The organism is Stenotrophomonas sp. AC248, from assembly GCF_979258185.1.
The window spans coordinates 200,276-214,442 of record NZ_OZ409840.1 but is presented as its reverse complement, the minus strand read 5'-3'; the positions used below and the strand labels follow the sequence as shown (position 1 = coordinate 214,442).

Sequence of the window (14,167 nt, the reverse complement as noted above, 5' to 3'; positions counted from 1 at the left end):
CGCGCGCCGGGTGGCGGGCGCAGCCCGGGGCTGGCGGGGACACCCACCTTAGGAGCGGGCCCGGGCCGCCGGTAGATCGGACCCTGTTGGCTCTTTCGAAAGACAAACTTTGCAATCACAGGCGAGAATGGCGGTCACCATGAATATTCTCCAGTCAATCCGCAGCTTCATCCGTACCGCCGACGCCGGCAGCCTGGCCGCGGCGGCACGCACGCTGGGCATCAGCGCGGCGGCGGTCGGGCAGAACATCGCCCGGCTGGAGGCGCACCTGGGCGTGCGCCTGTTCAACCGCACCACCCGCCAGCTGGCGCTGACCGAGCGCGGCGCGCTGTACCTGGCCCAGGTGCGCTACATCGAACGCGACCTGCAACGCGCGCAGGCGGCGGTGACCGACCTGGACGCCACGCCCGAGGGCCGGCTGCGGATCGCCTGCAGCACCTCGTTCGGGCGGCACAAGCTGGCCCCGCTGCTGCCGTCGCTGAAGGCGCGCTACCCGCGGCTGGCGATCGAACTGCTGCTGGCCGACCGGGCGGTGGACCATGCGCGCGAAGACGTGGACGTGAGCATCCGCATCGAACCGCAGCTGGAAGAAGGGCTGGTGGCGCGGCCGATCGCGCAGGTGCCGTTCGTGTTCTGTGCGGCGCCCTCGTACCTGGCGCGCACCGGCGTGCCGCGCACGCCCGAGGCCCTGCGTGAGCATCGCTGCCTGTTGTTCCGGCATCCCAAGGACGGCCGGCACCTGCGGTGGGGGTTCGTGCGCGACGGGCTGCGCTTCGATGCCGACGTCAGTCCGGCGCTGGTCAGCGACGATATCGATGCACTGGCCGCGATGGCGCTGGCCGGCGGCGGCATCACCCGCCTGGCGGCGTTCGTGGCCGCGCCCTACCTGGCGCGCGGTGAACTGCAGGCCCTGTTCGAAGGAAATGAAGCCGGCGATGCGCAGGCGTTGCCCGAGCCGATGCGGCTGTTCCTGTGTGTCAGCGACCGCCGCGACCTGACCCCGAAGGTGCGCGCGTTGATGACGCACATCGTCGAAGGGCTGCCAGCCGAGTGGCGGGTGGACGTGGCCTAGCGGCGCGCAGGCGATGGCACGTGGCCACCGCCTGCGGCTGGGGGTCAGCGCGGCGGTGCGATGAACACGCCGCGTGCTTCGCGCGGTTCGCAGCGCAGGTACTGCGGGGCCGGTTCCAGCGAATCGCCCAGCGCGGCGGCGGCGTGCCATGGCCAGCGGGGGTCGTAGAGGATGCCGCGGGCCAGCGCGATGGCATCGGCGTGGCTGTGGCGCAGGATCGATTCGGCCTGGGCCGGGTCGGTGATCAGGCCGACGGCAATCACCGGCATGCGCAGCTTCTGCGCCTTGATCGCCTCGGCGAACGGCACCTGGTAGCCCGGCGACAGCGGAATCTGCTGGCGCGGGTCGTTGCCGCCGCTGGACACATGCAGGAACTGGCAGCCCCGGCCATCCAGCACGTGCGCCAGGGTGGTGGTCTGTTCAATGTCCCAGCCGCTGGCCACCCAGTCGCTGGCCGAGATGCGCACGCCCACTGCGATGCGGTCGGACACTGCCTCGCGCACGGCATCGAACACGCGCACCAGCAGGCGCATGCGGTTCTGCAGCGAGCCGCCGTATTCGTCGTCGCGCTTGTTGCTCAGCGGCGACAGGAACTGGTGCAGCAGGTAGCCATGCGCGGCGTGCAGTTCGATCAGGTCCAGGCCGATGCGCTCGGCGCGCTGGGCGGCCGCCACGAAGGCGTCCACGATCGCATCGATGCCGGCCGCGTCCAGCGCCTGCGGGGTCGGGTCGGTGGGGTGGAACGGAATCGCCGACGGCGCGAGCGTGGTCCAGGCGCGCGGATCGGTGGCCGGCAGTGCGCCGCCGCCGTCCCACGGCCGTGACGAGGACGCCTTGCGCCCGGCATGCCCCAGCTGGATGCCGATCGGCATGGGCGACCAGCGCTTCACCGCGTCGATCACCTTCTTGAGTGCCGCTTCGGTGTCGTCGTTCCACAGGCCCAGGTCGGCCCAGCTGATGCGGCCTTCGGGCAGCACGGCGGTGGCTTCCAGGATCAGCAGGCCGGCGCCGGACTGCGACAGCTGGCCCAGGTGGATCTGGTGCCAGGCGTTGGCCAGGCCATCGGTGGAGGAGTACTGGCACATCGGGGCGATGACGATGCGGTTGGCCAGCGACAGCGGGCCAAAGGAAACGGAAGAAAAGAGCTGGCTCAAGTGGGGGACTCTGGCGGAAACGGGAAAACCGGGCGTCATTGCACTCCTGCTGCGCGCGCAAGGCAACCGTATCGGTGGATCAGTGTTTCGCGGCGGCGCTCAGGCGGTGCTGGCCGACGGCAGCAGGAAGGCCAGCGCGGCCGCGCACGGCTGTTCGATCTTCAGGCTGAGCAGGTCGTCGGCGCGGGTGCGGCCCAGGTTGAGCGCAGCCACCGGCACGCCGGCGCTGGCCGCGGCCTGGACGAAGCGGAAGCCCGAATAGACCATCAGCGAGGAGCCCACCACCAGCACGGCATCGGCCTGGGCGAGGTGCGCGTGGACGGCAGCCACCCGCTCGCGGGGGACATTTTCGCCGAAGAAGACCACATCCGGCTTGAGGATGCCGCCACATTGCGGGCATGCCGGTACCTGGAACGGGCTGAAGTCCACCCCGTCGAGGTCGGCGTCGCCGTCCGGGGCCAGGGCCGCGTCGAGCTGGTCCCAGCCGGGGTTGTGGGCCAGCAGGACCTGCTGGAACGCCTCACGCGGGGTGCGGGCTTCGCAGCCCATGCAGCGCACCTGGTCCAGCCGGCCGTGCAGGTCGATGACCGCACGGCTGCCGGCCCGCTGGTGCAGGCGGTCCACGTTCTGGGTGAGCAGCACTTCCAGCTGGCCGCGGGCTTCGAGCGCCGCCAGCGCGGCGTGGGTGCCGTTCGGGCGGGCATGGCCGAAGCGTGGCCAGCCCAACAGGCTGCGCGCCCAGTAGCGCTGGCGGGTGGCCAGCTCGCCCATGAAGGCCTGGTAGGTCACCGGCGGGGTGCGTTTCCACTGGCCATCGGCATCGCGGTAATCCGGGATGCCCGAATCGGTGCTGCAGCCGGCCCCGGTGAGCACGAACAGGCGCTGGGCGCGGTCGATGAAGTCGGCGAGCGGACGTGTCATGGTCTACAGGTGGGGGCGCGCGGCGGGCAACGCAATCGCGGTTACGGCCCGGGAATGGCGTCGGGCAGCGGCGGCACGGCGATGGGGTGGCCGTCGGCATCCAGCGCGATCATCACGAAGTGGCCGCGGGTGCAGAGCTTGCGCTCGCCGCTGTGCAGGTCTTCGGCGATCAGTTCCACTTCCACCTTCATCGAGCTGCGGCCCACTTCGACGATGCGACCGATGGTTTCCACCATCTGGCCGATGCGGATCGGCAGCTTGAAATCGACCTGGTCCGAACGCGCGGTGACCACGGTGCGGCGCGAGTAACGGGCCGCGGCGAGGAAAGCGGCCTTGTCCATCCAGGCCAGCGCCTGGCCACCGAACAGGGTGCCCAGGTGGTTGGTGTGGTTGGGGAAGACGATCTCGGCCATGCTGATTTCAGTGGGCGGGATGGGGTCTGGGGTGGTGGACATGGGGGTGGCCGGTTGGGGTGTGGCGCGATGGTACGGCAGCGGCGCGAACAAGGTCGTGGATGACCGCCACGCGTTCAGGCTGTGCCCATTTCGTGAACTACGGCGTTGACCCTGCCAACGACAGCCGCCGACACTGCCCATTGCCCCAACGCGCGAGCCGCTGCATGTCCCTGCATGACTGTTTCGTATTTCCCGCCGCACCGCAGTTGCCTGCGCCTGACATGCCTGCGCTGGAGCGATGGATGCTGCAGGAGAAGATCATCCTGCCGGCGGTGGGTGCGGATGTCCCTGGCAAAGCGTTATACGAGCTCAGCCATGCCATTGAGCGCCTGCCGGGTGCCAATGCCCTGCTGGTGGATGCGGACTGGCGAACGGCAGCGGACGTGGTCGCCTCCCATGTCCAGGCGGGCAACCTGCCCGATTCGCTGCACGTGCACGGCGACGGCAGCGTGGAAGACTGTGTCGCGGCGATCCGGGACCATGGCATCGCGCTGGGTGATGCATGGTTGTTCGCCAAACATGCGGATTGCACATGGTTCAGCCCACGCTACCGCGCGGGACCGGGAATGGTGCGCCTGTACGATCCCGACCGCATCGGCGAGATCGACCACCTGAGCATCGTGCTGTTCCAGATCGACGCGGGCGAACCGCCCTTTGTCGTGTTCGGCGCAGGAACCAGCGCGCCAACGGTGCCCGGGGAAGACACCGAACGGGAGGATTTCCCGCCCTTTGGCGACTACATGGACTTCGTCGGTGCCGTGTACGAGGACCTCCACGTGGACTGGGTCCATCCGGACAGTGGCCGCCGCTATGCCCTGCTGGATCTGGACTGGGACTACAGCCTGGGTATCGGCAGGTGCTTCATCCAGTTTGAGGATGGAAGCGGTTATGACCTTGAGCGGTTTGTGCAGGCCCTTGGCGAGGCATGCGGACAACGCATGACGTATGCACACCGCCTGTTCTAGCAACGGATGCAATCGCCGGTAGAGCCACCCCATGGGTGGCTGCACGCGGTGCTGGTGCCAGGTGCAGCCACCCATGGGGTGGCTCTACCGCCGCGCGGGAACGAAAAACCCCGGCACTGGGCCGGGGTTTTCGTTGATGCGTGTGACGCGGAAATCAGAACGACATGTCGAACGAGACTTCGCCCTTCACGCCCACCTGGTAGGCCGAGGAGCGGCGTTCGAAGAAGTTGGTCAGTTCCTGCACGTCCTGCAGTTCCATGAAGCTCAGCGGGTTGCGCACGTTGTACTTGCGCTCCATGCCCAGGCGGTGGAAATGGTTGTCGGCGCAGTGCTGCAGGTACTGGCGCATGTCGCGGGTGGAAATGCCCGCCACGCCGCCGGACAGCACGTCTTCGGCGAACTGCACTTCGCATTCGATGGCTTCGGCCAGCATGTCATAGACCTGCTGCTTCATGGCATCGTCGAACAGGTCCGGCTCTTCCTCGCGGATCACGTCCACGCATTCGAAGGCGAACTCCATGTGCGCGCTTTCGTCGCGGAACACCCAGTTGGTGCCCGAGGCCAGGCCGTTGAGCAGGCCGCGCGAACGGAAGTAGTACACGTAGGCGAACGCGGCAAAGAAGAACAGGCCTTCGATGCAGGCGGCAAAGCAGATCTGGTTGAGCAGGAACTGGCGGCGCTCGTCGCGGGTTTCGATGCGGCGCAGGTCCTGGATCGAGTCGATCCACTTGAAGCAGAAATCGGCCTTCTTCTTGATCGAGTCGATGTTCTCCACCGCGGCGAACGCTTTGACGCGCTCATCCGGATCGGGCAGGTAGTTGTCGAGCAGGGTCAGGTAGAACTGCACGTGCAGCGCTTCTTCGTACAGCTGGCGCGACAGGTACATACGCGCTTCGGGCGCGTTCAAGTGCTGGTACAGGTTCAGCACCAGGTTGTTGGACACGATCGAATCGCCGGTGGCGAAGAACGCGACCAGACGGTGGATCAGGTGGCGTTCGCCCGGCGACATCTTGCTGTGCAGGTCGCTGATGTCGATCTGGAAATTGATTTCCTCGACAGTCCAGGTGTTCTTGATCGCGTTGCGATACATGTCATAGAACTGCGGGTAGCGCATCGGGCGCAGGGTCAGTTCAAAACCTGGATCGAGCAACATCTGGCGCGGCGTGTCTGCCATGGGGGGGTTCCTTGGTTCAATTGGCGGCTTCCCGGTGGGGAAGCGTCGAAAGACCCGCGCGTGTGCGCGGCGGGCTTCCGGCACCGCGGGCAGAGGCAACGCCCGGCGGTGTCAGCGTGTTTGGGGTGGAGCGGTGAAGCAGCCGGGCTGGGCCCGGCATTCAAGCGGTATCGATCGTTTCCCGTACCCACCAACGGTGGGTACCTACCGGGTGCCGGCCCAGTGGGCCGGCACGCCTTTTACTGGCAGGCTTCGCAGCTTTCCGGGTTCTCCAGCGAGCAGGCCACGGCTTCGTCCGGGGTGAACACCTTTTCCGGCGCGGCATGCGAGCCCTGGCTGATCGTGGTCTTGGCGATCTTGGTGGCCGGACGCGAACGCAGGTAGTAGGTGGTCTTGATGCCCTGCTTCCAGGCGTACATGTACATGGAGGACATCGCACCGATGCTCGGGCTTTCCATGAACAGGTTGAGCGAGGCGGACTGGTCGATGAACGCGCCGCGGTCGGCGGCCATGTCGATCAGCGAACGCATCGGCAGTTCCCACGCGGTGCGGTAGATGTGACGCAGGGTTTCCGGGATCTGGGTGATGCCCTGGATGGAGCCTTCGGCCATCTTGATCGCGTCGCGCATTTCCGGCGTCCAGTGGCCCAGCTTCTTCAGCTCGGTCACCAGGTAGCGGTTGACCTGCAGGAAGTCGCCGGACAGGGTTTCGCGCTTGAACAGGTTGGACACCTGCGGCTCGACGCACTCGTAGCAACCAGCGATCGAAGCGATGGTCGCGGTCGGGGCGATGGCGATCAGCAGCGAGTTGCGCAGGCCATGTTCCTTGATGCGGTCACGCAGGGCATCCCAACGGGCGGTGTCCTCGGGCACCACGTTCCAGGCGTCGAACTGCAGCTCGCCGCTGGCCGCACGGGTGTCGGCGAAGGACGGGTGCTTGCCGCGTTCCTGGGCCAGCTCGCACGAGGTTTCCAGGGCGTGGAAGTAGATCGCTTCGGCGATCTTCTTCGACAGCGCGCGGGCTTCGGCACTGTCGAAGGCCAGGCGCTTGCGGAAGAACACGTCCTGCAGGCCCATGCAGCCCAGGCCGACCGGACGCCAGCGCAGGTTGCCGCGGCGGGCGGTTTCGATCGGGTAGAAGTTCAGGTCGATCACGCGGTCGAGCTGGCGCACGGCCAGGCGCACGGTGTTGGCCAGCTTGTCGAAATCGAACTCGCCGTGGGCGTCGAAATGGTTGCCCAGGTTGATCGAGCCCAGGTTGCACACCGCGGTCTCTTCGGCCGAGGTGATTTCCAGGATTTCGGTGCAGAGGTTGGACAGGTGGATCACGTTGCCCGGACGCAGGGTCTGGTTGCTGGCGCGGTTGCACTTGTCCTTGAAGGTCATCCAGCCGTTGCCGGTCTCGGCCAGGGTGCGCATCATCCGCGAGTACAGCTTGCGCGCGGGAATGGTGCGCTGGGCCTTACCCTGGGCTTCGGCCTGCAGGTAGGCCTGCTCGAAGGCTTCACCGAACAGGTCGGTGAATTCGGGCACCACGCTGGGATCGAACAGCGACCATTCCTGGTCGGTCTCCACGCGCTGCATGAACAGGTCGGGGATCCAGTTGGCCAGGTTCAGGTTGTGCGCACGGCGCGACTCGTCGCCGGTGTTGTCACGCAGTTCGAGGAAGTCCTCGATGTCGGCGTGCCAGGTTTCCAGGTACACGCAGGCCGCGCCCTTGCGCTTGCCACCCTGGTTGACCGCGGCCACCGACGAATCCATGGTCTTCAGCCACGGCACGATGCCGTTGGAATGGCCGTTGGTCGACTTGATCAGCGAACCACGCGAACGCACGCGGCTGTAGCTGACGCCGATGCCGCCGCTGAACTTGGACAGCTGGGCGATGTCGCCGTACTTGGCGTAGATCGACTCCAGCGAATCCTGCGGGGAGTCCAGCAGGAAGCACGAGGACAGCTGCTCGTGGGTGGTGCCGGAGTTGAACAGGGTCGGGCTGGACGGCAGGTAGTCCAGGTTGCCCATGCGCTTGTACAGCGCCAGGGTTTCCGGCACGTCTTCGCTCAGGGCGCTGGCGATGCGCAGGAAGAACTGCTGCGGGGTCTCGATCACCTTGCGGGTGTGCGGATGGCGCAGCAGGTAGCGGTCGTACAGGGTGCGCAGGCCGAAGTAATCGAAATGCAGGTCCAGCGACGGATCGATGGCATCGTTGAGCTTGCGTGCGTTGATCTGCACGAAGTCCAGCAGGCGCGCGTTGATCAGGCCCACTTCGTGGCCACGGCCCACCGACTGCGAGAACGCGTGGATTTCCTGGCCGGACACTTCCTTGGCGATGAAGTTGGCCAGCAGGCGCGCGGCCAGGCGGCCGTACTCGGGCTCTTCACCGATCAGCAGGGCGGCGGTGCGGATGGACAGCTCGTCCAGCTCCTGCGTGGTGGCGCCGTTGTACAGGCCGGAGATGGTGCGGGTGGCCACGCGCATCGGGTCCACCGCGTGCAGGCCCTCGCAGCAACGCTGCACCGCGCGCACGATCTTGTTCAGATCCACCAGTTCGGTAGTGCCGTTGCGCTTGGTGACACTCATGGCGTTGGCCGTGGGCGGCGAGGTCAGAAGGAACTCGCTTTCCTGCTCGGTGGCTGCGCTGGTTTCGGTGCTCACGGCGTTTTCCTCTTGGCGTGATTTGGGATGGCACAACGTTGCCTGCTGGGCAGGTGCTGGACCGGCGCTCGGACTCTCAGAGTGGACCTGGGGTGTCGCATGGGCCGCGACTGCGCAGGCAGGCCTGCGGGCGGTTCCCCTGCGTCACCGGTCCTCTCCCCTCAGAGTGGTGCGACCGATACCTCAACGCTGTACGTGTAGTGCGGTTGTCAGTAGGTTTTCAGGCCATCGGCGTGAAGGCGATTCACCCGTCGACTTGTGGTCGGCGGGACCGACGGCCACAAGATAGTGGGGGTACCGGGGATCGTCAACGCCAAATCTGGGGAAAATGAGCAATCCCTTGCGCCGCAACGATCCGCCTTGAGGGGCGTCCGACGAACGGTCTGGACCCGTCGAAACCGAGTGCGCAGTCAAGGCCGGAAGAGGCACGCCGGGTGAGAAACTGAATCCGAAAACAGACCCCTGAACTCACACGAACGTAACAAATCCGACGCGTCCCCGCCGGTCGGGGTGACTTCCGACCCGCGCCGGCAACCGCAGGGGGTGCGAGCCTGCAGGCGTCCCCCTTGCCGAGCCCCCCGCATGCGCCTGCCCCTGACTGGATGTCTGCTGCTGGGCCTGGCCGTGGCCCTGCCCGCCCACGCCGATGACAAGGACGCCGTTCCGGCCCTGTCCTCGCGCCAATGCGGGGTGAGCACGCCCTACAACGTGCTGGTGGACAGCGGCGGGATCTGGCTGCGCCAGCCGGGCCAGGTCCCGGCGGAGATCTTCTTCCACGATGGCGAGCTCAACATCGACCGGACCCCGGTGCCGGTGAGCGCCGCCGACGCCCAGCGCCTGCGCCAGCTGGAATGGGGCACCCGGCAGCTGGTGCCCGCCGTGGCCGGGCTGGCCGGCGAAGTGGTGGACATCACCTTCGATGCGTTCAGTGCCACGGTGGAGATCCTCAGTGGCAGCAAGGGCAAGGCGCGCCAGGTGGCCCGGCTGCGCGACGACGCCCACCAGTACGTGGACCGCACCCTCGGCCGCGGGATCTGGGAGCAGGCCGATTTCGGCGACGGCTTCGAGCAGCGCGTGGAGCAGGCGGCCGAATCCATGGCCGACTCCCTGGCCCGGGGCGTGATGTGGTCGATGTTCACCGGCGGTGCGCAGCGCATGGAGGCGCGTGCCAACAAGGTCGAGGCGCAACTGGAGCGGAGCATGGAAACCCGCGCCCAGGCGCTGGAGGCCCATGCCCAGTCGCTGTGCACCCAGGTGCTGGCGCTGGACCAGCTGCAGCAGGCGCTGGAGGTGCGCTACCAGGGCCAGCCGCTGGGGATGCTGGTGGTGGACCGCGACGCGGACACCCCCGCCCCGCGCGAACAGCCGCGCAGCAAGGCCGTCGCCCTGCCCACCCCATAGCGGCGGGCAGGCCCCGGCGCCAGCGGCAGCCTCACGCCTTGTGCGGGGTGCCCAGATACTCGGCGCTCTGCATTTCGATCAGGCGCGAGGCGGTGCGCTCGAACGCGCCCTGCAGGCGCACGCCCGAGTACAGCGCCACCGGGGTATCGGTGGCGGTGCAGACCAGGTTGACGTGGCGGTCGTAGAGCTCGTCGATCAGGTTGACGAAGCGGCGCGCGGCATCTTCGTTGAGCTTGTCGAAGTGCGGGATGTCGCCCAGCAGCACGGTGTTGAACTCGTGCGCGATCTCGATGTAGTCCGACGGGCCACGCGGCCCCTCGCACAGCGCCTTGAAATCGAACCAGGCGATGCTCTTGCCGCGCGCCCGCACCGGAATCTTGCGACCCTCGATCTCGATGTTGCCCGGCTTGGCCGGCTGGCCGCCGCTCAACTCGGCCCAGCGCGTGCCCAGCCAGGCGTCGCTGCCGGCGTCGCGCGGGGCCTGGTACACCGGCGAGCGGGTCAGCGCGCGCATCCGGTAATCCTCGGTGCCTTCGGCGTACAGCTCCACGCAGTAGGTCTGCAGCAGGCCGATGGCCGGCAGGAAGCTGTCGCGCTGCAGGCCGTTGAGGTACAGGTTCTCCACGGCGGTATTGGAGGTGGTCACCAGGGTCACGCCCTCGGCGAACAGCCGCTCCAGCAGCCGTGCCAGCAGCATGGCATCGCCGATGTCGGTGACGAAGAACTCGTCCAGCACCAGCACCCGCAGCTTGGCCCGCCATTCCTGGGCGATGCGGGCCAGCGGGTCGCTCTGGCCCTGGTGCTCGCGCAGCCGCTCGTGGATGCCGCGCATGAAGCGGTGGAAATGGGTGCGGTACTTCTGCTCGATCGGCAGCCCGTCATAGAACAGGTCCACCAGGAAGGTCTTGCCGCGCCCTACCCCGCCCCAGAAATACAGGCCCTTGACCGGCTCGGGCTTTTTCCAGAACGCCGACAGGCGGTCCAGCCAGCCGTCCTGGGCGCTGTCCACCAGCGCCACATGGATGCGGTCCAGCTCGGCCAGCGCGGCATGCTGGGCCGGGTCGTTCTGCCATTCGCCCCGGGCCACGCCTTCGGCGTAGCGCTGCGACGGGGTCAGTGCGCTGTCACTCATGCGTCTGCGGTGCCTGCATCGGGCAGCCAGTGCTTGACGCCGTGGGTGATGGCCCCGCGCAGGTCGATCAGCTTGCGGTGGAAGAAGTGGCTGGTGTCGGGCATGCGCACCAGTTCGTGCGGCGCCTGCAGGCTGCCCAGCCAGTCATAGACCGCTTGCGGGTCGACAATCTCGTCTTCCTCGCCCTGGATGACCAGCCACTGCGCCGGCGTCTGGATGCCGTCGAAGTCCCAGCGCCCGGCGGGCGGGGCGATCGAGATCTGCGCGTCCGGCTGCAACGCGGCGGCGGCCTTGAGCGAGACGAAGGCGCCAAAGCTGAAACCGGCCAACCACAGCTGCTCGCCGGGGCGCTGGGCGCGGACCCAGGCGACGACGGCCTTGAGATCGTCCTGCTCGCCGTTGCCGTGGTCGAAGCTGCCCGCCGAGGTGCCCACGCTGCGGAAGTTGAAGCGCACCGTGGTGATGCCCAGCGCGCGCAGGCTGGTGGCGACCATGGTCACCACCTTGTTGTGCATGGTGCCGCCCTCGGTGGACAGCGGGTGGCAGATCACCGCGACGATCGGCTGGGCCGACGCGTCACCGGTGGGCAGGTCGACGGCAACGTCCAGCGGCCCGACCGGGCCGTCCAGCACCAGGGCGGCGCTGGTGGGGGGAAAGGGGGATTGTGCATGGCGTCATAATACCGCTCCTCCGCGGGCTGCACGGCCGCGCTTGCCGGGTTCGTCATGCTCTATCTGGTTTTCAGTGTGTGCTGCAGTGTGCTGGTGTCGGTGCTGCTGAAGCTGGCGCCGCGCCAGCGCCTGGACATGGCCCAGGTAGTCACCTGGAACTACCTGCTGGCCAGCGTGCTCAGCCTGGTGCTGCTGCGCCCGTCGCTGGCCTCGCTGCAGACCGCGCACGCGCCGTGGCTGGCGCTGCTGGGGCTGGCGGTGACGCTGCCCACCATTTTCCTGGTGATGGCCCGCGCGGTGACCCGCGCCGGCATCGTCCGCAGCGACGTGGCCCAGCGCCTGTCGCTGCTGCTGTCCCTGCTGGCCGCGTTCCTGGTGTTCGGCGAAACCGCCAACAGCTGGAAGCTGGCCGGCCTGGGGCTGGGCCTGCTGGCCATCGTGGGCATCAGCGTGCGTCCGCGCGCCAGCGCCGCCGCACCCAGCGGCGAACGCGCCTGGCCGTGGCTGCTGGCGGTGTGGGTGGGCTACGCGCTGGTGGACATCATGCTCAAGCAGGTGGCCCTGTCGGGCACGCCGTCGATGGCGGCGCTGACGGCCAGCTTCGGCCTGGCCTTCGTGCTGATGCTGGCGCTGCAGCTGTGGCGGCATGCCAGCGGTGCTTCGCCGCTGCAGTGGCGCAACCTGGGGGCCGGTGCGCTGCTGGGGCTGCTGAACTTCGGCAACATCCTGTTCTACGTGCGCGCGCACCAGCACCTGCCCGACAGCCCGGCGGTGGTGTTTGCCGGCATGAACATCGGCGTGGTGGTGGTGGGCGCGCTGGTGGGCGTACTCGCGTTCGGCGAGCGCACCAGCGTGTGGAACCGCGTGGGCCTGGCCCTGGCGGTGGTGGCGATCGGGCTGATTGCGTGGGGCACGGCGGCGGGCTGAGCGGTTGCGATTCAGCGCCTGCTTCTCCACCCGGGCAGGACCAGGCCGGCCTGATCCTGCCTTCGGAGAGGTGCGATTTACGCGGTCAGGCGCAGCCACGCATGGCGTGGCTCTACCCTTCGGGTCGCTTGGTTACGCGAATCGATCAGCGGTCGAAGCCGAGCAGCAGCGGGTCGTGGTCCGAACTGCGCCACGGGCCTTTTTCATTGCGGTCGCGGTAACCCACATCGTCGGCTTCGTCGGCGTTGGTGTGCCATTCGGCGGCACCGCGCAGGCGCGCGGCCATGCCCGGGCTGAGCAGGGCGTGGTCGAGGCGGCCGCTCATGCCGTTGTAGACGTAGCTGTAGGGGCGCTCGATCTTGGCCACGGCAAACGCGTCGCGCCAGCCGGCGTCGTGCAGGGTGCGGATCGGGTCTTCCATCGCGTACGCATTGAAGTCGCCTAGCAGGACGGCGTCGCTGCCGCCGGTGCCGGTGGGATCGGTGCGCAGCCACTGGTCGAGCAGCTTGGCCGATGCGACCCGGGTAGCGTTCCAGCAGGCCTGGTCGTCCTTCTGGTCGGCATCGGCGCCGGTGGCATCGGAGCAGCCCTTGGACTTGAAGTGGTTGGCTACCACCACGAACGGGGCGCCCTTGCCCGCACGGAATGCCTGGGCCAGGGGCACGCGGCTGTGCGGACCGAACGGACCCTGCTCGAGGGTGGCCGGCGCGCCCACCGGCGTAACCCGCGAGGCGCGGTAGATGATGCCGACCCGGATCGGGTTTTCGCCCGGGCCCTTGCCGGCGTCGATGAAGCGCCAGTCGGCGCCGGCGCCACGGTCGGTGTTGAGCGCGTCGACCAGTTGGGCGATCGCCGACTGCGGGCCGTAGCCGTCGTTTTCCAGTTCCATCAGCGCGGCGACATCGGCGCCGAGGGCGTTGATGGTGGTCACCAGCTTGGCCTTCTGCGCCTGGTGTTCGGCCAGGGTGCGAGCGCCGCGCAGGGTCGGGAAGCCGCCGCCCTGGCCATCGCCGTTGAAGAAGTTTTCCAGGTTGAAGGCGGCCACGTGCAGGCTGCCGGGCACGACCGGCACCGCCGGCCGGTCGAGCTTGGGCAGCACCAGCGGGCGGGTCACCTGCAGGCGCGGGGTGCCCTTGGCATCAACGCGCACGATGCCTTCGACGTTGCGCAGCAGCATGCCGGTACGCAGGTTCGCATTGGCCGGCAGGTAGGCCACCGGGCCGGGATCGCGTGCGTCGCTGCCGTCATCGAGCACCAAGCGGCGGTGGGCGTTGTCGGCCGTTACCTGGGCATGGCCGGCGCTGCGCGGCGCGGCCACTTCGCTGGGCTGCCAGAGGCGGCCATCGAAGGCCACGCTGAGTTCGCCGAAGCGGGCCAGGCCGTCCGTGCCGGCCAAGGTCAGCGGCGCGGCGATGCGCACCTTCTGGCCGTCCAGGGTGCGCCAGTCGGTGGGCGGCGCGGTCAGGGTGATGCTGGCCGACGCGGTGGCTGCGGCCGGGCGCGCCTGCGGCGCGGTAGCGGGCTGCGGCTGGGCGGCGTGGACTACGCCGGACAAGGCCAGCGCAAGGGCGAACACAAGCGGGGAACGACGCATCGGTGGGGCGACTCCGGAAAGGGGCGATACAAGTGTGGGGGCGAAAGATG

12 protein-coding genes are annotated in these 14,167 nt (G+C 68.0%); 4 read left to right on the top strand and 8 right to left on the bottom strand.

Annotated elements, in window-relative coordinates; all coding sequences use genetic code 11:
* The first annotated feature begins 139 nt into the window (after positions 1-139).
* Entirely contained in the window at positions 140-1,072 is a 933-nt protein-coding gene (locus tag ACZ0AE_RS00920; RefSeq protein WP_038692646.1) for a LysR family transcriptional regulator, read from the top strand.
* 44 nt (positions 1,073-1,116) lie between these two features.
* Here the strand turns inward: ACZ0AE_RS00920 and ACZ0AE_RS00915 are convergent, their stop codons facing one another.
* The 3 genes from ACZ0AE_RS00915 to ACZ0AE_RS00905 are packed head-to-tail and all read right to left on the bottom strand — an operon-like array spanning position 1,117 to position 3,602.
* Entirely contained in the window at positions 1,117-2,265 is a 1,149-nt protein-coding gene (locus ACZ0AE_RS00915) for an NADH:flavin oxidoreductase/NADH oxidase (protein ID WP_463600163.1), read from the bottom strand.
* 60 nt (positions 2,266-2,325) lie between these two features.
* The gene (locus ACZ0AE_RS00910; RefSeq protein WP_314402981.1) at positions 2,326-3,147 is read right to left on the bottom strand and encodes an NAD-dependent protein deacetylase; all 822 of its coding nucleotides are present in this window, start codon (positions 3,145-3,147) and stop codon (positions 2,326-2,328) included.
* 41 nt (positions 3,148-3,188) lie between these two features.
* On the bottom strand, positions 3,189-3,602 hold the full coding sequence (locus tag ACZ0AE_RS00905; protein WP_038691150.1) for an acyl-CoA thioesterase: 414 nt from the start codon (positions 3,600-3,602) through the stop codon (positions 3,189-3,191).
* 164 nt (positions 3,603-3,766) lie between these two features.
* Here ACZ0AE_RS00905 and ACZ0AE_RS00900 point away from each other — a divergent pair, with 164 nt between their 5' ends.
* The gene (locus ACZ0AE_RS00900; RefSeq protein ID WP_463600162.1) at positions 3,767-4,567 is read left to right on the top strand and encodes a hypothetical protein; all 801 of its coding nucleotides are present in this window, start codon (positions 3,767-3,769) and stop codon (positions 4,565-4,567) included.
* Between the two features lie 154 nt (positions 4,568-4,721).
* Here ACZ0AE_RS00900 and ACZ0AE_RS00895 read toward each other — a convergent pair whose 3' ends face one another.
* Positions 4,722-5,741 (bottom strand): ribonucleotide-diphosphate reductase subunit beta, encoded by a 1,020-nt coding sequence (locus ACZ0AE_RS00895; RefSeq protein ID WP_038691153.1) that lies wholly within the window; start codon positions 5,739-5,741, stop codon positions 4,722-4,724.
* Between the two features lie 239 nt (positions 5,742-5,980).
* Complete coding sequence (locus ACZ0AE_RS00890) at positions 5,981-8,392, bottom strand: ribonucleoside-diphosphate reductase subunit alpha (RefSeq protein ID WP_038691154.1); 2,412 nt, start codon at positions 8,390-8,392, stop codon at positions 5,981-5,983.
* Between the two features lie 582 nt (positions 8,393-8,974).
* Between ACZ0AE_RS00890 and ACZ0AE_RS00885 the strand changes: the two genes are divergently transcribed.
* A complete protein-coding gene (locus ACZ0AE_RS00885) occupies positions 8,975-9,793 on the top strand; it encodes a DUF2884 family protein (protein ID WP_463600161.1) in 819 nt (272 codons plus the stop codon).
* A gap of 31 nt (positions 9,794-9,824) precedes the next feature.
* On the opposite strand, the gene zapE is transcribed toward ACZ0AE_RS00885, so the two are convergent.
* Both zapE and ACZ0AE_RS00875 read right to left on the bottom strand, forming a co-directional pair.
* Positions 9,825-10,925, bottom strand: a complete 1,101-nt coding sequence (gene zapE / locus ACZ0AE_RS00880) for a cell division protein ZapE (protein WP_447591308.1) — start codon at positions 10,923-10,925, stop codon at positions 9,825-9,827.
* On the bottom strand, positions 10,922-11,560 hold the full coding sequence (locus ACZ0AE_RS00875) for an alpha/beta hydrolase (RefSeq protein WP_463602043.1): 639 nt from the start codon (positions 11,558-11,560) through the stop codon (positions 10,922-10,924). Before ACZ0AE_RS00875 ends, zapE begins: the two co-directional genes overlap by 4 nt.
* 90 nt (positions 11,561-11,650) lie before the next feature.
* Here ACZ0AE_RS00875 and ACZ0AE_RS00870 point away from each other — a divergent pair, with 90 nt between their 5' ends.
* Positions 11,651-12,523, top strand: coding sequence for an EamA family transporter (locus tag ACZ0AE_RS00870; protein ID WP_038691158.1), 873 nt, complete (start codon positions 11,651-11,653; stop codon positions 12,521-12,523).
* Between the two features lie 145 nt (positions 12,524-12,668).
* Here the strand turns inward: ACZ0AE_RS00870 and ACZ0AE_RS00865 are convergent, their stop codons facing one another.
* The gene (locus ACZ0AE_RS00865) at positions 12,669-14,117 is read right to left on the bottom strand and encodes an ExeM/NucH family extracellular endonuclease (protein WP_463600160.1); all 1,449 of its coding nucleotides are present in this window, start codon (positions 14,115-14,117) and stop codon (positions 12,669-12,671) included.
* Positions 14,118-14,167 lie beyond the last annotated feature (50 nt).